Below are 19,296 nucleotides of genomic sequence, written 5' to 3'. Positions count from 1 at the left end.
CCTGGGCGCTCACCCGCGGGGCACGAGGACCAGCCGCGCTTTGTCCCGCGGGACCGTGGTGATGTTGCGGGTCTTGGCGCGCTCGGGCCCGGCGCCGGCGGGCAGGGTCAGCGCATACCGCAGGAGCGTTTCGCGCAGCACCGTGCTGCCCTCCATCAGCGAAAACCCGGCGCCGATACAGCGGCGCGCACCGCCGCCGAAGGGGAACCAGGTGTTCGGCGCGACCTCACCGCCGAGAAAGCGATCCGGGCGGAAGGTCTCGACATCCGGATAGTTGTCGGTGTTGCGATGCGCGAGCAGAATCGACGTGCAGACGACGGTGCCCGCGGGCAATGCCTGGCCGCCGATTGTCATGTCCCTGGTCAGTTTTCGGTTGGTGCCGTTGATGATCACGCGCCGGCGCATCGCCTCTTTCAGCACGGCTTCGAGGAATTTGTCGTCGCCGGTCCGCGCGGCCTCGGCGGCCTCGTCCTGGATGGCGGGGTGGGTCGCGAGCTCGTACATCGCCCAGGCCAGGGCGGAGGCCGTCGTCTCGTGCCCGGCGAGCAGCAGCGTGATCAGCTGGTCGCGCAGCTCGGCGTCGGTGAGTGGGGGATCCTGGTCGTTGTCGGTCCCCGCGTGCAGCAGCCTGGACAGCACATCGGTGCGTTGCGCCAGGTCGGGCGCTTGCCTGCGGGCCGCGATCTCCGCGTACAACAGCGCGTCGACCTCGTGCGCGTTGTGCGCGAACCGTTGCCACGGGCCGATCCGGCCGAGCAGCGCCGACTTGAAGCCGAGGAAGACCAGCGGATTGAGATCGACGATGCGTTTCAGCCGTGGCGCCAGCTCGGCGCGGGTGCTCGCGTCGGACACCCCGAACACCACCCGCATGATCACCTCGAGCGTGAGCGCGTTCATCCGGTCCAGCGTGATCAGCGTGGAACCCGGTGTCCACCGGTCGATTTCGGCCACCGCGAGCTCGGTGACGAGGTCGCGGTAGGAGCGCAGCGCCGAGCCGTTGAACGCGGGCATCAGCAGCCGCCGGGCCCGTGCGTGCTCCTCCTCGTCGGTGAGCAAGAGCGAATGCGGGCCCATGATGTGGCCGAGGATCTGATTGCCCTCGCCCGCGTGCAGGTCGCGCGGGTCACCCGCGAAGATCTCCCGGATGTGCTCGGGCCGGGAGAACACCACGAACCGCCGCGCGAACGGCGGGATCCGCATGGTGAAGACGTCGCCGTAACGCCGGGCCAGAGCGGGCAGGAAGCGCTGCCGGTCGGTCTGGAACAACACGCTCTGCACGAACGCGGGCAGCCGCGGCCCCGGCGGATAGCCGGCGGTCTCGGCCCGTTCGCGGACATCCTGTGCGGCCACGCTGCCACCTCCTGCGGATTCGGGGCGAACTTCTCCTCGCCACGCTAGGAGATCGGCGTGGCCGGGTCCATGACCTGATCGGTAATCAACCGTACTTGACGCGGCTGCGCCGAGGGGCCATTCTGGCTTGGTCAGCACCTCGTTAAGCGAGGCTCCTGCGCGAACACAGGCCACTGATCCGACGACGTCGAGAGACGCCCAGGATCAGGACAGATCGCTTCGGACTAAGGGGCGATCCCAGGTGGCTTCCCGGATCGGGATACGTCGCGCAGTGCCGAAGCTCTGACGAGAGGGGTGCCCCTCCGGCGTGGTGCCTGACTGAGATCGGCGACGCGCAGGCGTCACGGCGGCAAGGAGGTGAGCGACACAGTGTCCGGCGATAGTCCGTATCCGAGTACCACTTCGACACCCCATTCGCTCCCGGCCCGCTGCCGCCGGGCGATCGGCTGAGTCCCGAGCGTTTTCGCGCAGGGTCCGGCCGCGCCCGAAAACGGTTGCGACGGTGGGCCGCTCGTACGAAAAGAGACCATCGTGACCATCGCGTTCCGCCGTGAGTTCACCCTGTTCACCGCAGTCGCGCACGCCGCAGGGCGACTACGCGCCAAGTACCGCCTGACCCCCGAGGAACGCCGCAACCTCGCCGAGGCGCGCGCCTTCCGCGCGGCCGTCTTCACCGCCTCCATGGGCGGACACCCGTACTACCGGTAGTACGGGTGCCCACGGGACATCGGACGTCCGCTCCGCTACGTGGTGGCGGGGCGGACGGCCGCGTACCAGTCGAGCAGCGCCGGGTCGTCCACCGCGCTGCGCTCGACCACCCGCGCGGCGTCGGCGCCCTGGAAGAGTTTCTTGATCGGCACCTCGAGCTTCTTGCCGGTGCGCGTGTGCGGAATCCCCGGGGCGAGCAGGATCTCGTCCGGCACGTGCCGGGGCGAGACCTCGGTGCGAATGGTGCTGTTGATCCGGGTCTTCAGCTCGTCGGTGAGTTCCGCGCCGGGCGCGAGAACCACGAACAACGGCATCCAGTAACCGCCGTCGGGTTGTTCGGCGCCGATCACCAGTGCCTCGGCGATCTCGGGTAGCCGTTCGACGGACTGGTAGATGTCGGCGCTGCCCATCCGGATGCCGTGCCGATTGAGCGTGGAATCGGAGCGGCCGTGCACCACGACGCTGTCCCGCTCGGTGATGGTGATCCAGTCGCCGTGCCGCCAGATCCCGGGATACGTGTCGAAATAGGCGTCGTGATAACGCTTTCCGTCCGGGTCGTGCCAGAAGCGCACCGGCATCGATGGCATCGGCTTGGTGATGACCAGCTCGCCGACCTCGCCACGGACCGGTTGTCCGAGGCCGTCGAAGGCCTCCACCGCGGCGCCGAGAAAGCGCGCGGACAGTTCACCCGGCCACGCCGGGACGGTCCGGACGCCGCCGATGAAGGCCGACACCACGTCGGTGCCACCGCTGATCGAGTTGACTTGCACGTGCGCACCGGTGTTCTCGCCCAGCCAGGTCGCCGAGGACGTGGGCAGGGCAGCGCCGGTGATGCCCACCGACCGCAACGCGGACAGGTCGTGCTCGGTGCGGGGTGTGGCCCCTGCCTTGATGCAGGCCAGCACGTAGCCCGGGCTGGTACCGAGCACAGTGGTCCGGGTCTCGGCGGCGATGCGCCACAGCGCGTCCGGCGCCGGGGCGGTGGGACTGCCGTCGTAGCAGACGATGGTCGCGCCCGTCAGCAACCCCGCGACCTGGAAGTTCCACATCATCCAGCTCGGGCTGGTGAACCAGAAAAAGGTGTCGTCGGGGCCGATATCGGATTGCAGCGCAACGGCTTTCAGATGCTCCAGCAGCACCCCGCCGTGCCCGTGCACGATGCCCTTCGGCAGCCCGGTGGTGCCGGAGGAGAACACGATCCACAGCGGGTGGTCGAAATCGACCGGCTGCGTGGTGATCACGGCGGGCACCGACTCGTCGACGGCGGTGGCCGCGTCCCACGGTGTCGTATCCGGCACGTCGAGGCCGAGCCGGGACACCGCGATGGTGGCGCTGAGCTTGCCGAAACCCGCCTGCAGCGCCGCGATGTCGGCGCGCTTGTCGTGTGCCTTGCCGCCGTATCGGTAGCCGTCCGCGGTGATCAGGACGGTGGGCTCGAGCTGGCCCAGCCGATCCAGCGCCGCCTTGGGGGAATAGTCCTGCCCGCAGGCGCACCACACCGCGCCGATGCCGGCGGTCGCCAGGAACGCGACCACCGCCTCCGGAATATTGGGGAGGTAGCCCGCGACCCGATCACCGGGCTGGACGCCGAGTTCGCGCAGCGTGCGCGCCAGCGCCGCGGTCTCGTCGATCAGCTCGACCCAGGAGATCTCGCGGGCGGGCGCGTCCTCGGTGACCGCGATGATGGCGGGCCGGTCGGTGCGGAACTGGCGGACCACCTGGTCCACATAGTTCAGCCGGGTGCCCGGAAACCATTGCGCACCCGGCATTTCCGCGCTGCCGAGGATATCGCCCGCGACCGGGCCGAGCTCGAAGTAGTCCCACACCGCGTGCCAGAAGCCCGCCAGATCGTCGACCGACCACTGCCACAGCGTGGCGTAGTCCGGCAGCTTCCGATCAGTGCGCCCCTCGGCGAACTTCGCGAAGTCGGTGATCCTGGCCGCGGCGATGTCCTGCTCGGTCGGCACCCACTGTGGTTGCACCGCATTCCTCCTGGCTGTTCTAACGGGGTGGTCAGGCGCGTCCGGCGCGCCGCACGATCTGTTCGGCGTGCCGCAGTACGGGGGCATCGACCATGCGGCCCTCGAAGGCGAAGACCCCGCGGTGCCTCGGTACCTCGTCGAGTACCCGCCGGGCCCAAGCCAATTCCGCCTCCGGCGGCGTGTACGCCGCGCGGAGCACCGCGAGCTGGCTCGGATGGATGGCGACCTTGGCCTCGAAGCCGACCGCGACCGCGTCCAGCGCTTCGGCGCGAAGTCCGTCGAGATCGCGGATATCCAGGTACACCGAGTCGAGCGCGAACTTGCCGTACGCCTTGGCCGCGAGCAGCGTGCTCGATCGAACATGGCGCGCCACTTCGCGATAGCTGCCGTCCGCGTATCTGCTCGAATTGCCGCCGAGCCCGGCGACCAGGTCCTCCGCGCCCCACATCGCGCCGATCGCGTTGGGCGCCTGGACGGCACGCTCGACCGTGAGCGCGCCTAGCGGCGACTCGATCAGCACGATCACCTCGTAGTCGGCCAGCGCGGTGACCTGTTCGGCGGCTTCGCATTTCGGCAGCATGACGCGCCGATACCCGGTGCCCGCCAGTGCCGTGAGATCGGCCGCGAGATCCTCGGTGCCCGCGGCGTTGACCCGCACGACGGTGCGCTCGGGATCCAGCGGGGTCTCGGCGAGGGCTTTGCGGGCCGCCGTCTTGTCCGCCGCTGCCACGCCGTCCTCGAGGTCGAGGATCACCACATCGGCTGCCGCGGCGGCCTTTTCGTATCGGTCCGGGCGATCGGCCGGGCAGAACAGCCACGCGGGACCGGGCAGCTGCCAGCTCATGCCGCGGTCGTCTCGGGACGCAGGCGGATCATCGCGTTGCGCACGGCCTCGGCGACGATCGTGCCGTGCTGGTTGCGCGCGATGTGGCGGAAGGTGACGATGCCCTCGCCGGGCCTGCTCTTCGACAGGCGCTTGTCCAGCACGATGGTTTCGGCGTAGACAGTGTCGCCGTGGAACAGCGGCGCCGGGAACTTCACCTCGGAGAAGCCGAGATTGGCGACGGTGGTGCCCTGGGTGAGGTGCGCCACCGCGAGGCCGACCATGGTGCCGAGGGTGAACAGCGAATTCACCAGGCGCTGATGGAACGGCTCCTGGGCGTCGCTGTAGGCCGCATCGATGTGCAGCCCTTGGGGATTCATGGTCAGCGTGCTGAACAGGACGTTGTCCGTCTCGGTCATGGTGCGCCCGGGCCGGTGCTCGTAGCGCACATCGGTCTCGAGTTCCTCGAACCACAGGCCGGTCTGGACCACCCGGCGCAAGCCGTCGACATCGCTCACAGTCCCAGCTCCCGTCCGATCAGCATCAGCTGAACCTCCGTTGTGCCCTCGCCGATCTCGAGGATCTTGCTGTCCCGGTAGTGCCTGGCCACCGGGTAGTCGTTCATGAAACCGTAGCCGCCGAAGATCTGGGTGGCGTCGCGCGAGTTGTCCATGGCCGCCTCGCTGGCCACCAGTTTGGCGATGGACGCCGCCTTCTTGAACGGCTTGCCCGCCAGCATCAGTGCCGCGGCGTCATAGTAGGCCGTGCGCGCCGTGTGTGCGCGGGCCTCCATCCGCCCGATCTTGAACGCGATGGCCTGATTGCGGCCGATGGCCTGGCCGAACGCCTCGCGCTCCTTGGCGTAGCGCACGCTCTCGTCCACGCAGCCCTGGGCCGCGCCGACCGCGAGCGCCGCGATCGCGATGCGGCCCTCGTCCAGGATGCGCAGGAAGTTCGCGTAGCCGCGGCCGCGCTCGCCCAGCAGGTTCTCCTGCGGCACCCGCACGTCGGTGAAGCTCAGCGGATGGGTGTCCGAGGCGTTCCAGCCGACCTTGTTGTACGCGGGTTCAGCGACGAATCCCGGGGTGTCGGTGGGCACGAGGATGGTGGAGATCTCCTTCTTGCCGCCGGTCTGCCCGGTCACCGCCGTCACGGTCACCAGTCGCGTGATATCGGTGCCGGAGTTGGTGATGAACTGCTTGCTGCCGTTGATGATCCACTCGCCGCCGTCGGCGATCGCGGTGGTCCTGGTGCCGCCCGCGTCGCTGCCCGCGCCGGGCTCGGTGAGCCCGAACGCGGCCAGGGCGCGGCCACTGGTCAACTGCGGCAACCATTCCTGCTTCTGCTTGTCGTCGCCGAAGCGGTAGATCGGCATCGCACCCAGGGACACACCGGCTTCCAGCGTGATGGCGACGCTCTGGTCGATCTTGCCGAGTTCCTCGAGGGCGAGGCACAGCGCGAAGTAGTCGCCGCCCATGCCGCCGTATTCCTCGGGGAACGGCAGCCCGAACAGGCCCATCTCGGCCATGCCCTCGACCACCTTGTAGGGGAAGGTGTGGTTCGCGTCGTGCTCGGCGGCCACCGGCGCGACCACCGACTGCGCGAAATCGCGCACCGTCAGGGTCAGGTCGCGGTAGTCGTCGGGTAGGGCGCCGGTGGACAGGAAGTCGGTCATGCTCGGGTTCCTTCTTGGTCGGCGGGAAGTTCCGCGGGAGTCGTGTGGATGCGGGCCAGCGGCTGATCGAGCCGCACCTGCGTGCCGGGCGTGACCAGGATTTCGACGGTGCCCGCCACCGGCGCGCTGAGCGAGTGCTCCATCTTCATCGCCTCGACGATCACCACCGTGGCGCCCGCGGCCACGGTGGCGCCGGTGGTGACCGGCACCGCGATCACCGAACCCGGCATGGGACTGCGGATTTCGGCGTCGCCGACCTGTTCGGCGCCACCCCGCACACTGGCCTCGGCCACCTCGCGCAGCACGGCGATGCCGGTGGGTCCGGCCAGCCACAGCTGGTCGTCCTGCTCGGCGACGCGATACTCGTGCCGTACCCCGGCCACGGTGAGCGTCAGCACCGAGTCCGCGAAAGCCGCTGCCACCGAAACCGATTCGGCCTCGCCGACGCGGCCGGTCGCGGCATCGGGACGGCCGGTGAGATACACGTGCTCGATCCGGTCGCCGGCGGCCAGCCGGATCGAGGTCGGTGCGGCGGTGCCGATCCGCCAGCCGGACGGCACCTGCCACGGATCGCCGGGATCGCTCGGCCAGCGACCCAGCCAGCGGTAGGCCGCCGCGGCCAGGAACAGTTCGTCGTCGACTGCGGTGGCGTGGAAATCGGCTACCCGGCGATCGAGCAGGCCGGTATCCAGCTGTCCGGCCGCGACATCCGGATCGGCGAGCAGGAAGCGCAGGAACTCGATATTGCTGGTGACGCCGAGCAACACGGTATCGCCCAGTGCCCGATCGAGTTTCGCGATGGCGGCGCCGCGGTCGGCGCCGTGCGCGATGACCTTCGAGAGCATCGGGTCGTAGTCGCTGCCGACCACCGTTCCGGCGCGCAGGCCCGAATCCACCCGGACTCCGGCGCCTGCGGGCTCGGACAGGTCGAGCACCGTACCGCCGGTGGGCAGGAAGCCGCGCGCGGGATCCTCGGCGTACACCCTGGCCTCGATGGCGTGCCCGACCATCCGGATCTCGTCCTGTTCGACCGAGAGTTTCTGCCCGGCCGCCACCCGCACCTGACATTCCACCAGGTCGACACCGGTCACCAGCTCGGTCACCGGATGTTCCACCTGCAGCCGGGTGTTCATCTCCATGAAGAAGAACTCGTCCGGCCGGTCGGCGGAGACGATGAATTCGACGGTGCCCGCGCCCACATAGTCGACGCTGCGCGCGGTATTGCACGCCGCCGCACCGATTCTGGCCCGCGTCGCCGCGTCGAGCAGCGGGGACGGGGCCTCTTCGATCACCTTCTGATGCCTGCGCTGCAGACTGCATTCGCGTTCGCCGAGGTGCAGCACATTGCCGAATTGGTCGGCCAGGACCTGCACCTCGATATGCCGCGGCCGGGTGACGAAGCGTTCCAGGAACAGGGTGTCGTCGCCGAACGCGGACGCGGCTTCGCGGCGCGCGCTGACCAGCGCGTCGGGCAGGTGCGCGGGTTCCTCGACCAGTCGCATGCCCTTGCCGCCGCCCCCGGCGGACGGCTTCACCAGCACCGGATAACCGATCTCGGTGGCCGCCTCGATCAGCTCGGCGTCGGTCAGGCCTGGCCTGGCGATGCCGGGCACGACGGGGACATTGAACGCGGATACGGTGTTCTTGGCCGCGATCTTGTCGCCCATCACCTCGATCGCGTGTGCGGGCGGACCGAGGAAGACGACGCCCGCCTGCGCGAGCGCCGCCGCGAAAGCGGCGTTCTCGGAAAGGAATCCGTAACCCGGATGCACCGCTTGCGCACCGGTCCGGACGGCGGCGTCGACCACCTTGTCGATCGCGAGATAGCTGTCGCGCGCGGCGGCAGGGCCGAGGCGCACCGCGGTATCCGCCTCGTGCACGTGCCTGGCATCGGCGTCGGCGTCGCTGTAGACCGCGACCGAGCGAATGCCCATGGCGCGCAACGTGCGCATCACCCGCACCGCGATCTCGCCGCGGTTGGCGACGAGCACGGTGTCGAATCCGACGGGATGAGATTTGTTCAGCATGGTCGTCACATCCGGAATACGCCGTAGGAAACGGGTTCGAGCGGCGCTTGCGCGCACACCGAAAGGGCAAGTCCGAGGACGGTTCTCGTGTCCGCAGGGTCGATCACACCGTCGTCCCACAGGCGGGCCGTCGAGTAGTAGGGGTTGCCCTGCCGTTCGTATTGGTCGCGAATCGGCGCCTTGAACGCCTCCTCGTCGGCCGCCGACCACGGCCGGCCCGAACTGTCGAGCTGGTCGCCGCGCACGGTGGACAGGACCGAGGCGGCCTGTTCGCCGCCCATCACCGAGATCCTGGCGTTGGGCCACATCCACAGGAAGCGCGGCGAATACGCCCGCCCGCACATCGAATAGTTGCCCGCGCCGTACGAACCGCCGATCACCACTGTCAGCTTCGGCACCCGGGCACAGGCGACGGCGGTGACCATCTTGGCCCCGTGCTTGGCGATGCCGCCCGCCTCGTAGTCGCGGCCGACCATGAACCCGGTGATGTTCTGCAAGAACAGCAGCGGGATCTTGCGCTTGTCGCACAGCTCGATGAAATGCGCGCCCTTCATGGCGGATTCGCTGAACAGCACGCCGTTGTTGGCGACGATGCCGACCGGATGGCCGTGAACGTGCGCGAAGCCGGTGACCAAGGTCTTGCCGTACTCGGCCTTGAACTCGTGAAAGCCGTTGTCGGCCTCGGGATTCGCGTCGACGATCCGGTGGATCACCTCGCGCACGTCGTACGGGGTGCGCAGGTCCACCGGCACCACGTCGTACAGCTCCGCCGGCGACGCGGCGGGCTCCACCGGTGGCAACACCGCCCAGGGGCTCGCGGGGCGCGGACCGAGGGTCGCGACGATGCGGCGCACGATGCGCAGCGCGTCCTGATCGTCCTCGGCCAGGTGGTCGGTGACACCCGAGGTGCGCGAATGCAGTGCGCCGCCGCCGAGTTCCTCCGCGGTGACCACCTCGCCGGTCGCGGCCTTCACCAGGGGTGGACCGCCCAGGAAGATCGTGCCCTGGTTACGCACGATCACCGCTTCGTCACTCATCGCGGGGACGTACGCGCCGCCCGCGGTGCACGAGCCGAGCACCGCCGCGATCTGCGGAATGCCCTTGGCGCTCATGGTCGCCTGGTTGTAGAAGATGCGCCCGAAATGCTCCCGGTCCGGGAACACCTCGTCCTGCTCGGGCAGGTAGGCGCCGCCGGAATCGACCAGATACAGGCACGGCAGCTGATTCTGCAGCGCGATCTCCTGCGCGCGCAGGTGCTTCTTCACCGTCATCGGGTAGTACGTGCCGCCCTTGACGGTCGCGTCGTTGGCCACGATGACGCACTCGCGGCCGGACACCCGGCCGATGCCGGTGATGATGCCCGCGCCCGGGGACTCGTCGCCGTACATCCCGCTCGCGGCGAGCGGCGAGAGTTCCAGGAACGGGCTGCCCGGGTCGAGCAGCTGGTCCACCCGCTGCCGCGGTAGCAGCTTGCCGCGCGCGACGTGGCGGTCCCGCGCTTTGGCGGGTCCGCCGAGTGCGGCGGCCGCCAGCCGGGCGCCCAGGTCGTCGACGAGTGCCTTGTGGGCGACCCGGTTGTCGACGGCCTCTTCGGTAACGGTCATCACGTGATCCTGTCGGTCAGCGTCTTGGAGCGACTCGTTGCCGGCCGGTAGTCGGAGGACGGATGGGCCAGTTAGTCGCCGATAACTGGAATCCAGGTTAATCTTGGTTAACCGAGATGTCCAGGAAGCGCTTGCGGGCCGCGCACGCGTGTGTCCGCACAAAGGGCGAAAGGAGTGCGTGTGACCAGCATCGATGACGGCACGCTCACCCGCCGTGAACAGCTGAAGGCGCAGCGCAGGCAACAACTTCTGGATGCCGGCGCCCGGCTCATCGCCGATCGCGGTTTCCTCGGCATGCGCCTCGACGACCTCGGCGCCGCGGTCGGCATCAGCGGTCCGGCGGTCTACCGCCATTTCCCCAACAAAGAAGCGCTGCTGGTGGAACTGCTCGTCGGTATCAGCCAGCGGCTGCTCGACGGCGGCAAGGCGGTGGTGGCGCGCACCGAGACTGCGGCGGACGCGCTGGCCGGCCTGGTCGACTTCCACCTGGACTTCGCGCTGGGCGACGCCGATCTCATCCGGATCCAGGATCGCGATCTGGAGAACGTGCCCGCCGCGGCCCGGCGCGAGTTGCGCCGCACCCAGCGCCAGTACGTGGAAATCTGGGTCACGGTGCTGCGTGACCTGCACCCCGGCCTACCCGAAGAGACGGCACGCGTACAGGCGCACGCCGCGTTCGGCCTGATCAACTCCACCCCGCACAGCGCGAGCACGGCGACCGCCGCGCGGGCCCGGCCAATCCTGCGCCGGATGGCGCTGTCCGCCCTGACACAGGACGAGCCGGGCTAGGGCGGGGCGCTCGGTCATCGAGCGCTCCACCCGCCGTCCATGGTGTAGGACGCGCCGGTCACCATGCCCGCGTGCGGCGAGGTGAGCCAACCCACCAGTGCGGCCACCTCTTCCGGCTCCACCAGGCGTTTGATCGCGCTCTCGGTGAGCAGGATCTTCTCCAGCACCTGCTGTTCCGGAATGTCGTGCGCCTTGGCCTGATCGGCGATCTGCTTGTCCACCAGCGGAGTTCGCACATAGCCGGGGTTGACGCAGTTGCTCGTGACGCCGTGCTTGCCGCCTTCGAGCGCGGTGACCTTGGACAGGCCCTCCAGTCCATGTTTGGCGGTCACGTAGGCGGACTTGAACTCCGAGGCTCGAAGTCCGTGCACCGACGAGATATTGACGATCCGGCCGAAACCCTGCCGGTACATGTGCGGCAGCGCGGCACGGATGAGCAAGAACGGCGCCTCGACCATCAGGGTGAGCAGGTTCCGGAACTGCTGCGGCGCGAAATCCTCGATCGGGCTGATGCTCTGCACGCCGGCGTTGTTCACCAGGATGTCCACCTCGAGCGTCAGCGAGGTCAAGGCCTCGACGTCGAGTAGGTCGACGGCCCAAGGTTTTCCGCCGAGTTCGCGGGCGAGCGACTTGGCCCCGACATCGTCGATATCGGCGATGGTGACCAGGGCGCCCCGCGCGGCCAGTTCCCGGGCGCAGGCCGCGCCGATGCCGCCGGCGCCGCCCGTGATCAGCGCGGAACGTCCTGTCAGGTCGGTCATTTCGCGTTCACCGGGGCGGTGGGCTGCGTTGCCAGATACTCGGCGTCGGCGAGATCGACGGTGGCCAAGTCCAATCCTTTCGTTTCGCGGGCGAAGAACACGGCGACCGCGGTGATGGCCGCCGCGACAGCCAGATAGATCGCGATCGGCACGGCCGAGTCATATTCGTTGAGCAGCCGGACCGCGATGATCGGCGCGAGCGAACCCGCCACGATCGAGGTCACCTGATAGCCCAGGGAGACACCGGAATACCGCATCCGGGTGGGAAACATCTCGGCCATGATCGCGGGCTGGCCCGCGTACATCAGCGCGTGGAACAGCAGGCCGATGATGATCGCGGACATGATGACCGCGTTGTGCCCGCTGTCCATCATCGGAAAGGCGAAGAAGCCCCAGGTGCCCGCCGTGACCGCGCCGGCCAGATACACCGGGCGCCTGCCGAAGTGATCCGAGAGCCGGCCCGCCAGCGGCACGGCGAAGAAGTGCACCGCGTGCGCGGCGAGCAGCCACCACAGGATGACCTTGGTGTCCACGTGCACCTGCACCTTGAGATAGGTGATGGTGAAGGTGACCACCAGGTAGTAGAGGATGTTCTCGCCGAAGCGCAGGCCCATCGCGGTGAGTACGCCACGCGGATACCGCTGCAACACCTCGACCACGCTCAGCGAGGTCGCCTTGATCTGCTCCATTTCCTGCTGTGCCGCAACGAAAATGGGCGCGTCGGTGACCTTGGTGCGGATGTAGTAGCCGACCAGCACCACCACCGCGGACAGCCAGAAGGCCACGCGCCAGCCCCAACTCAGGAACGCCGACTCCGACAGCCAGGTGGTCAAGGCCAGCAGCACGACGGTCGCCAGCAGATTTCCCATCGGTACCCCGGCCTGCGGCCAGCTCGCCCAGAAACCGCGGCTGCGACTCGGACTGTGTTCGGCGACCAGCAGCACCGCGCCGCCCCATTCGCCGCCGACCGCGAAACCCTGGATGAAGCGCAGGACCACCAGCAGCGCCGGAGCCCAGTAGCCGATCTGGCCGAAGGTGGGCAGACAGCCCATCAGGAAGGTCGCGCTGCCCACCAGGATCAGGCTGAACTGCAACAGCTTCTTGCGGCCGTACTTGTCGCCGAAATGCCCGAAGACGATGCCGCCCAACGGGCGAGCGGCGAAGCCGACGGCGTAGGTGACGAACGCGGCGAGGATCGCGTCCAGATCGCTGGTGCCCTTCGCGAAGAACACCTTGCTGAAGACCAGCGTCGCGGCGGTGCCGTAAAGGAAGAACTCATACCATTCGACGACCGTGCCCGCCATGGACGCGGCGACCACCCGTCTCAGGCCGGTCGGTGCTCCGCCCGGGTCGTTGCCCGTCGGCCACAATGCACTGCGCACGCTCATCGAACTCTCCTTCGTGCCCGGGACCACACTCGATGCCAGATGTGATGGCCCCCACAAATCTCGGCTGCAACGAAGTATTAGTGCAGATCGGTTTGTCCGCAATGACTAGATGTGCAGCACATATCTGCGAGAATGCACACATGGGCGCGTGCATCCTCTTCCAGCCCGCCGCATGCTCGGCGCAGTCGGTTGGCGGCGAGGCGCGCCTGTGAATATGGCCGGGTCGGCGCGGCGTCCCAGCGCCGACGACCTGCTGGTGTTGCTGGCCGTCGGGCGCTCCGGGCGGTTCGTGTCCGCTGCCGAAGAACTCGGCATCAACCACACCACCATCTCCCGGCGTATCGCCGCGCTCGAGCACACGCTGGGCGGGCGGGTGCTGACCCGGGCCGCGGGCGGTTGGGAGCTGACCGATCTCGGGCGGGAGGCGCTGGCGGCGGCCGAGGTCGTCGAGTCTGCCGTCAAGTCACTCAGTGCGGACGCGGGCGGTGTCCGTGTACTGGAAGGGGTGGTGCGGATTTCGGCGACCGATGGGTTCAGTGCCTACCTCGCCGCGCCGGCCGCCGCCGAGGTGCAGCGGCAGCATCCCAAGATCACCGTCGAGATCGTGGCGACCACCCGGCGGGCGTCGACGCAGCGGTCCGGGCTCGATCTCGAGGTGGTGGTCGGCGAGCCGCAGGTGCACCGCGCCACCGCCATTCGGCTCTCCGACTACTGTCTCGGCCTCTACGGTTCCCGGGACTATCTGCGCGAGCACGGCACTCCGGCCACCATCGACGACCTCGCCGCGCACCCCCTCGTCTACTTCATCGATTCCATGCTGCAGGTGGACGACCTGGACTTGGCTTCCAGCTTCGCCCCCGCCATGCGCGAATCCGTCACCTCCACAAACGTTTTCGTCCATGTCGAGGCCACCCGTGCCGCAGCGGGTCTCGGTCTGCTCCCGTGTTTCATGGCCGACCGCCACCCCGACCTGATCCGCGTCCTCGCCGACACCGTCTCCGTCAACCTCGCCTACTGGCTGGTCGCCCGCCCCGAAACCCTCCGCCGCCCCGAAGTAGCCGCCTTCGTCGACACCCTCCGCGCCAAAGTCCACCGCGAACACAACGCCCTACTCGGCCTCCGCGCCTGATCGCGATCAAGATCAGGCTGTTTTTGGAACCAATTGCTTTGGAAAGTTCCAGTTTTCGCTGTTTCGGGATTGGGTCAGGTGGCCATCGGTCATGTGGTGGACGGTGGTCATTTGGGGGAGGTGGGTGTGGTCGTGGGTGACCAGAAGGGTTGCGGTGTTGTGGGTTTTCGTGATGGTGAGGATTAGATCGATTATGGCGGCGCCTTTTTCGGTGTCGAGTGCGCTGGTGGGCTCGTCGATGACGAGGAGGGCGGGGGTGTTCATGAGGGCGCGGGCTATGTTGACGCGTTGGCGTTGGCCGCCGGAGAGTTGGGCGGGGCGTTTGGCGTGCTGGTCGGCGAGGCCGACGGAATACAGGAGTTCCATTGCCCTGGAACGTGTTTCGCTGCGTCGGCGGGCAGGGATGTGCAGCTGTTGGCCTAGATGGGTCATCACCTCTAGTTGCTCGAGGGTGGTCAGGGCGGGGATCAGGTTCGGCTGCTGGAAGACGATGCCGATGGACGAACGGCGAAGCGCGGCCGCTTCGCGACGGCCGACGGTGGTGAGATCGACTCTGCCGCTGGGTGTTCGGAGTTCTATGCGGCCGGAGTCGGGACGGATCAGGGTGGAAACGACGGCAAGCAGGCTGGATTTTCCGGAGCCGGAGGGACCGGTGATCGCGGCGATGTCGCCGCCTTCGACGCGCAGGCTCACCCGGTCCAGTGCGGTGAGGCGGCCGGCGCCGTCGGGGTAGGTGAGGGTCACGTCGTCGACGGTGAGTGCGGTAGTGCTCATGATCGGAAACTCCAGTGGCTCAACGTGCCGCGCCGAGCGCGGTCAACGGGTCGGTGGTGAACAGGAAGCGCAGGGCGAACGCGGCGCCGAGCAGACCGAGCGCGATCAACGCGGCCGCGGGCAGCAGCGTGGTGGCCGGGCTGAGAACGAACGGAAGCGCGTCGCCGAGGAAAGCCGCCGCGGTGACCGTGATTCCGAGACCGACCGCCACTCCGGCGCTCAGCACGATCGCGGCTTGCGCGAGGGCGTCGCGGACGAGGGAGCCGGAGGTCGCGCCGAGTGCCTTCAGGGTCGCGATGTCGGGCATCCGCTGCACCGTCCACACGGTGAAGAACGCGCCGATCACGAGCGCCGAGATGACGAAGAGCAGCACCGTCATCACTGTCAGCGAACCGTTTTCGGCCTGGTAGGCGCTGAGCGCCGAGAGCGCGCCGGACGAACTCGTCGTTTGGGTATGCGTGGCCGCGTTCACCGCCGCGACATCCGGCACGCCGGAGATGGCGAGCACGGTAGCCGCACCCGCCCGCGGGTCGAGCGTCTGCCAATCGGTGAGGGTCAGCCACACCACCGGCGTGTGGCTGTACCAGTCGTCCCCGGCGACGGCGCGCACGGTGAACGCGCGCCCGCCGATGGTGACCGAATCGCCCGCCGCCGCACCGAGCTCCGTGGCGGCGCCGGTGCTCAGCACCACGCTGCCGTTCTCGGTTGCGGAGCGGTTGCCAAATGCTGTGCCCTGCGTGCCGAACAACGCGACCTGCGCCGCGGGCCGCCCGCCGGGATCGACCTTGCCGTGACTGATGCCGATGGGGTCGACCGTGCCGTCGGGTCCGGCCGCGGACTGCCAGGCGGCGACCTGTTCCCGGCTCAGCGTCGAGGCCTCGAACGAGGGCTTCCCACCGGTGTCGGCGAACACCACCGTGTCCCCGGGGAACGACTGCACGGCCGAGATGTTCTGGTGCGCCAGCCCCGCGGTGAGCCCGCTCAGGAAACTCACCAGCAGCGCCACGAGCGTGACGACCAGGGTGATGAGCAGGAAGCGACCGCGGGCGGCGCGCAGATCTCGGAGTGCGACGAACATGATTTCACTGTTCCCCTTAAGGCGCCCGCCGCCATCGCACCGGCGGAGGAACCGCGCCCGATCGAACGGTGGGTGCCGTTTTACACCTTTCGATGGATGCCGCCGAGGTAGCCGCACATAAGCTGGCAGGGTGCACTCGTCACCGCTCACGCCTGTCTTCACCGCGCTGCGCTACGGCCTGCATGTGCTGGTGACGGCGCTGGCGGTGGTGGTCGCGGTCCGCGCGCTGCTGCCCGGTGCGGCGCACCCGTTGCCCGTGGTGGCGTTGACCGCGCTGTTCCTGCTGACCTACTTCGCGGGGTCGGTGGTGAACGGACGTCCGGGCGGTATCCAGCTGTGGCTGGGAGCGCTGACGGTGTGGTGGCTCGGACTGGTCGTGCTCGCCCCCGACGCCGGCTACCTGGCATTCGGCTTGTTCTTCCTCTATCTGCACCTGCTGCCCCGGCCGTGGAGTCTGGTGGCCGTCGCGGCGTCGACCGCGATCGCGGTGCTGGGCTTCGGCGCGCACCGCGGCTGGTCGGTGGCCGGGGTGATCGGCCCGATCTTCGGCGCGGCGGTGGCGGTCGGCATCGGCCTGGGTTATCAGGCGCTGTTTCGCGAGTCGGCGCAACGGCAGCGCCTGATCGACGAATTGCTCAGCACCCGAGCCACTCTCGCGGAGCGGGAACGCACCGCGGGCAAGCTGGCCGAGCGGGAGCGGCTGGCCAAGGAGATCCACGACACGGTCGCCCAGGGGCTGAGCAGTATCCAATTGCTCCTGCATGCCGCTGAGCAGTCGGCACCGGAACACCCTGCGCTGCAACAGATCGTCCTGGCGCGCGAGACCGCGGCCGAGAATCTCGCCGAAACCCGAAGGCTGATAGCTGAATTGGCGCCCGCCGCGTTGGAGGGCCAGTCGCTTGCCCAGGCCTTGGAGCGAATCTGCCTGCGCGCCAACACCCCGGTCCGCACCGCGCAACTGGTGGTGGAGGGCACCCCCGAGCGGCTGCCGATGCCGATCGAGGCGGCCCTGGTGCGGATCGCGCAGGGCGCGGTCGCGAACGTGGTGCGCCACGCCGACGCGGCCCGGCTGCGCCTGACGCTGACCTACGCCGACGCGCAGGTCCTGCTCGACGTCGTGGACGACGGGGTCGGCATCGCCGCCGACGTGCTCGCCCGCCCGCCGTCGGGTTCCTTCGGCCTGGCCGCTATGCGTTCGCGCGTGGAGCAGCAGGGCGGCACGATGGCGGTGGAGTCGGAGCCGGGGCACACCGCGGTGACCGTCGCCTTTCCGCTCTGGGAGGACCGGCCATGATCCGTCTGCTGCTGGCCGACGATCACGCGATCGTGCGCGCGGGCCTGCGCGCGCTGCTGGACGGCGGCGACGATCTCACCGTCGTCGGCGACGTGTCGACCGCCGAGGCGGCCGTCGCCTTCTGCGCGACCACCGCGGTGGATCTGGTGCTGATGGACCTGAGCTTCGGCCCGGGCCGTTCCGGCGCGGACGCCACCGCGGAACTGCGCGCACTCCCGCAGCCGCCGAATGTCCTCGTGGTCACCAACTATGACACCGACGCCGATATCCTCGGCGCCATCGAGGCGGGCGCCTGCGGGTACATCCTGAAGGACACGCCGCCGGCCGAACTGCTCGCCGCCGTGCGCGCGGCCGCCGCGGGGGAGAGCGTGCTGTCGCCCGCGGTCGCGTCGAAGCTCATGACCAGGGTGCGCCGCGCCGACACCACACTGAGCCCGCGCGAGATCGAGGTGCTGCGCCTGGTCGCCGACGGCCGCTCCAACCGCGAGATCGCGAAGGAACTGTTCCTGAGCGAGACCACCGTCAAATCCCATCTGGTGCATATCTACGCGAAGCTCGGTGTGCGCTCGCGGACCTCGGCCGTGGCGCGAGCCCGGGAACAAGGGGCGATCTGATCCGGCGGCGGTCGGCAACATGCGCGCCGCGGTGCGCGGTGCCCGGTGCGGTCTGGTCATAGGCTGAGCCCATGGCATCACTTTCCGATCCTGAGGTGCGCGAGTTCCTGCAGCACGGCACGCGGACGGGCAAGGTGGCCTTCGTCGCCGCCGACGGCAGCCCGATGGTGACACCGGTCTGGTTCGTGCTCGAGGGCGACGAACTGGTCTTCAATACCGGCAAGACGACGAGCAAGGGCAAGGCGTTCCTGCGGGACGGCCGGGTCGCCGTGGTCGTCGACGGCGAGGCGCCGCCGTATCCGTCGGTGCAGTTGCGTGGATTCGTCACGCTCTCCGAAGACCCGGACGAACTGCTGCGCACCGCCACCGAGATCGGCGGCCGGTACATGGGTGCGGACCGGGCCGAGGAGTTCGGCAAGCGCAACGGCGTGCCGGGCGAACTCGTCGTCCGGTTGCGACCGAGCAAGGTGATCGCCCACTTCAACGCGACGGCCTGACCCGCTGACGTCCCCGCTCGGGCCCACGGTCACCTGCCTAAACTCACCGGCATGACCGTGCACTTCATCGGGGCCGGGCCGGGCGCGGCCGATCTGCTCACCGTGCGCGCGGTCGGCCTGCTGCGCGCCGCGCCGGTGTGTCTTTACGCGGGCACCTACCTGGACCCGGAAGTGCTGGCCCACTGCGCACCCGACGCGGAACTGATCGACACCCAGCGGCTGGACCTCGACCAGATCACCGCGCACCTGGCGCGGGCGAACGATGCCGGCAAGGACGTGGCGCGGCTGTGCTCGGGCGACCCGTCGCTCTACTCGGCGCTGACCGAGCAGACCCGGCGCCTCGACGAACTCGGTATCGCCTGGGACGTCACGCCCGGTGTCCCCGCCTACGCCGCCGCGGCGGCCCTGCTCGGCACCGAACTCACGGTCCCCGAGATGGTCCAGTCGGTGGTGCTCACCCGCGCCCGGGCCCGGTCGACCGCGATGCCCGCCACCGAGGCGCTGTCCGGGTTCGCCGCCACGGGCGCCACCCTCGTGCTGCACCTTGCCATCACCCGGATTCGCGAACTGGCCGCGGAGCTGGCCGGCGAGTACGGCGCGGACTGCCCGGTCGCGGTGGTCTACCGCGCCAGCCAGCCGGAGCAGCAGGTGCTGCGCGGCACCCTCGCCGATATCGCCGATCAGGTGGCGGCGGCGGGGCTGCGGCAGGCCGCGGTGATCCTGGTCGGGCGTGCGCTGTCGGCGACGCTGTCGTGTGCGCAATCCCACCTCTACGACCCGGCGCGGATCCGTCAGAGCTGACC

General features: G+C 68.9%; 18 protein-coding genes and 1 riboswitch. Of the genes, 7 read left to right on the top strand and 11 right to left on the bottom strand.

Annotated elements, in window-relative coordinates; genetic code table 11:
* Positions 1–9: 9 nt before the first annotated feature.
* Positions 10–1,350: a cytochrome P450 gene (locus O3I_RS38135; protein ID WP_014988395.1), complete on the bottom strand. Its 1,341-nt coding sequence runs from the start codon at positions 1,348–1,350 to the stop codon at positions 10–12.
* Positions 1,351–1,481: 131 nt separating this feature from the next.
* Positions 1,482–1,651: riboswitch (M-box (ykoK) riboswitch) on the top strand.
* 230 nt (positions 1,652–1,881) lie between these two features.
* On the opposite strand from O3I_RS38135, the gene O3I_RS45835 reads away from it, so the two are divergent.
* Positions 1,882–2,058, top strand: a complete 177-nt coding sequence (locus tag O3I_RS45835) for a hypothetical protein (RefSeq protein WP_167829201.1) — start codon at positions 1,882–1,884, stop codon at positions 2,056–2,058.
* A gap of 35 nt (positions 2,059–2,093) precedes the next feature.
* On the opposite strand, the gene O3I_RS38130 is transcribed toward O3I_RS45835, so the two are convergent.
* Genes O3I_RS38130 through O3I_RS38105 form a run of 6 tightly spaced genes read right to left on the bottom strand, consistent with a single transcriptional unit; the run spans position 2,094 to position 10,169 of the window.
* Entirely contained in the window at positions 2,094–4,040 is a 1,947-nt protein-coding gene (locus tag O3I_RS38130) for an acetoacetate--CoA ligase (protein ID WP_014988394.1), read from the bottom strand.
* Positions 4,041–4,071: 31 nt separating this feature from the next.
* The gene (locus O3I_RS38125) at positions 4,072–4,884 is read right to left on the bottom strand and encodes an HpcH/HpaI aldolase/citrate lyase family protein (RefSeq protein ID WP_014988393.1); all 813 of its coding nucleotides are present in this window, start codon (positions 4,882–4,884) and stop codon (positions 4,072–4,074) included.
* Positions 4,881–5,381, bottom strand: a complete 501-nt coding sequence (locus O3I_RS38120) for a MaoC family dehydratase (RefSeq protein ID WP_014988392.1) — start codon at positions 5,379–5,381, stop codon at positions 4,881–4,883. The genes O3I_RS38125 and O3I_RS38120 overlap by 4 nt, the downstream gene beginning before the upstream one ends.
* Positions 5,378–6,538, bottom strand: a complete 1,161-nt coding sequence (locus O3I_RS38115; RefSeq protein ID WP_014988391.1) for an acyl-CoA dehydrogenase family protein — start codon at positions 6,536–6,538, stop codon at positions 5,378–5,380. The genes O3I_RS38120 and O3I_RS38115 overlap by 4 nt, the downstream gene beginning before the upstream one ends.
* Entirely contained in the window at positions 6,535–8,565 is a 2,031-nt protein-coding gene (locus O3I_RS38110) for an acetyl-CoA carboxylase biotin carboxylase subunit (protein ID WP_014988390.1), read from the bottom strand. The genes O3I_RS38115 and O3I_RS38110 overlap by 4 nt, the downstream gene beginning before the upstream one ends.
* Before the next feature lie 5 nt (positions 8,566–8,570).
* Positions 8,571–10,169 (bottom strand): carboxyl transferase domain-containing protein, encoded by a 1,599-nt coding sequence (locus O3I_RS38105; protein WP_014988389.1) that lies wholly within the window; start codon positions 10,167–10,169, stop codon positions 8,571–8,573.
* Between the two features lie 180 nt (positions 10,170–10,349).
* Between O3I_RS38105 and O3I_RS38100 the strand changes: the two genes are divergently transcribed.
* Entirely contained in the window at positions 10,350–10,958 is a 609-nt protein-coding gene (locus tag O3I_RS38100) for a TetR/AcrR family transcriptional regulator (RefSeq protein WP_014988388.1), read from the top strand.
* 14 nt (positions 10,959–10,972) lie between these two features.
* Here the strand turns inward: O3I_RS38100 and O3I_RS38095 are convergent, their stop codons facing one another.
* Both O3I_RS38095 and O3I_RS38090 read right to left on the bottom strand, forming a co-directional pair.
* Entirely contained in the window at positions 10,973–11,719 is a 747-nt protein-coding gene (locus tag O3I_RS38095; protein ID WP_014988387.1) for a 3-hydroxybutyrate dehydrogenase, read from the bottom strand.
* Positions 11,716–13,107, bottom strand: a complete 1,392-nt coding sequence (locus O3I_RS38090; protein WP_014988386.1) for an MFS transporter — start codon at positions 13,105–13,107, stop codon at positions 11,716–11,718. Before O3I_RS38090 ends, O3I_RS38095 begins: the two co-directional genes overlap by 4 nt.
* A 214-nt stretch (positions 13,108–13,321) precedes the next feature.
* Here O3I_RS38090 and O3I_RS38085 point away from each other — a divergent pair, with 214 nt between their 5' ends.
* Positions 13,322–14,236, top strand: a complete 915-nt coding sequence (locus O3I_RS38085; protein WP_081594241.1) for a LysR family transcriptional regulator — start codon at positions 13,322–13,324, stop codon at positions 14,234–14,236.
* A gap of 12 nt (positions 14,237–14,248) precedes the next feature.
* Here the strand turns inward: O3I_RS38085 and O3I_RS38080 are convergent, their stop codons facing one another.
* Positions 14,249–15,010: an ABC transporter ATP-binding protein gene (locus tag O3I_RS38080; RefSeq protein ID WP_014988384.1), complete on the bottom strand. Its 762-nt coding sequence runs from the start codon at positions 15,008–15,010 to the stop codon at positions 14,249–14,251.
* Between the two features lie 19 nt (positions 15,011–15,029).
* Positions 15,030–16,088: an ABC transporter permease gene (locus O3I_RS38075; protein ID WP_014988383.1), complete on the bottom strand. Its 1,059-nt coding sequence runs from the start codon at positions 16,086–16,088 to the stop codon at positions 15,030–15,032.
* Positions 16,089–16,218: 130 nt separating this feature from the next.
* On the opposite strand from O3I_RS38075, the gene O3I_RS38070 reads away from it, so the two are divergent.
* The 4 genes from O3I_RS38070 (at position 16,219) to cobM (ending at position 19,294) form a co-directional block, all read left to right on the top strand.
* Positions 16,219–17,382 carry a sensor histidine kinase gene (locus O3I_RS38070; protein ID WP_014988382.1) on the top strand — a complete coding sequence of 388 codons (1,164 nt, stop codon included), beginning with the start codon at positions 16,219–16,221 and terminating at the stop codon, positions 17,380–17,382.
* On the top strand, positions 17,379–17,996 hold the full coding sequence (locus O3I_RS38065; RefSeq protein ID WP_014988381.1) for a response regulator transcription factor: 618 nt from the start codon (positions 17,379–17,381) through the stop codon (positions 17,994–17,996). Before O3I_RS38070 ends, O3I_RS38065 begins: the two co-directional genes overlap by 4 nt.
* Before the next feature lie 71 nt (positions 17,997–18,067).
* Complete coding sequence (locus O3I_RS38060; protein WP_014988380.1) at positions 18,068–18,493, top strand: PPOX class F420-dependent oxidoreductase; 426 nt, start codon at positions 18,068–18,070, stop codon at positions 18,491–18,493.
* Between the two features lie 51 nt (positions 18,494–18,544).
* Positions 18,545–19,294: a precorrin-4 C(11)-methyltransferase gene (cobM, locus tag O3I_RS38055; RefSeq protein ID WP_014988379.1), complete on the top strand. Its 750-nt coding sequence runs from the start codon at positions 18,545–18,547 to the stop codon at positions 19,292–19,294.
* Positions 19,295–19,296 lie beyond the last annotated feature (2 nt).

Origin of the sequence: Nocardia brasiliensis ATCC 700358 (genome assembly GCF_000250675.2) — a bacterium.
In the GTDB taxonomy this organism is placed as follows: domain Bacteria; phylum Actinomycetota; class Actinomycetes; order Mycobacteriales; family Mycobacteriaceae; genus Nocardia; species Nocardia brasiliensis_B.
This window is presented reverse-complemented; position numbering and strand designations above follow the sequence as displayed.

Excerpts from the sequence above, each read along its gene's own strand:
- O3I_RS38125 (WP_014988393.1), bottom strand. The coding sequence starts at position 4,884 with ATGAGCTGGCAGCTGCCCGGTCCCGCGTGGCTGTTCTGCCCGGCCGAT.
- O3I_RS38080 (WP_014988384.1), bottom strand. The coding sequence starts at position 15,010 with ATGAGCACTACCGCACTCACCGTCGACGACGTGACCCTCACCTACCCC.
- O3I_RS38115 (WP_014988391.1), bottom strand. The coding sequence starts at position 6,538 with ATGACCGACTTCCTGTCCACCGGCGCCCTACCCGACGACTACCGCGAC.
- O3I_RS38085 (WP_081594241.1), top strand. The coding sequence starts at position 13,322 with ATGGCCGGGTCGGCGCGGCGTCCCAGCGCCGACGACCTGCTGGTGTTG.
- O3I_RS38105 (WP_014988389.1), bottom strand. The coding sequence starts at position 10,169 with ATGACCGTTACCGAAGAGGCCGTCGACAACCGGGTCGCCCACAAGGCA.
- O3I_RS38065 (WP_014988381.1), top strand. The coding sequence starts at position 17,379 with ATGATCCGTCTGCTGCTGGCCGACGATCACGCGATCGTGCGCGCGGGC.
- O3I_RS38075 (WP_014988383.1), bottom strand. The coding sequence starts at position 16,088 with ATGTTCGTCGCACTCCGAGATCTGCGCGCCGCCCGCGGTCGCTTCCTG.
- O3I_RS38095 (WP_014988387.1), bottom strand. The coding sequence starts at position 11,719 with ATGACCGACCTGACAGGACGTTCCGCGCTGATCACGGGCGGCGCCGGC.
- O3I_RS38110 (WP_014988390.1), bottom strand. The coding sequence starts at position 8,565 with ATGCTGAACAAATCTCATCCCGTCGGATTCGACACCGTGCTCGTCGCC.
- O3I_RS38060 (WP_014988380.1), top strand. The coding sequence starts at position 18,068 with ATGGCATCACTTTCCGATCCTGAGGTGCGCGAGTTCCTGCAGCACGGC.
- cobM (WP_014988379.1), top strand. The coding sequence starts at position 18,545 with ATGACCGTGCACTTCATCGGGGCCGGGCCGGGCGCGGCCGATCTGCTC.
- O3I_RS38090 (WP_014988386.1), bottom strand. The coding sequence starts at position 13,107 with ATGAGCGTGCGCAGTGCATTGTGGCCGACGGGCAACGACCCGGGCGGA.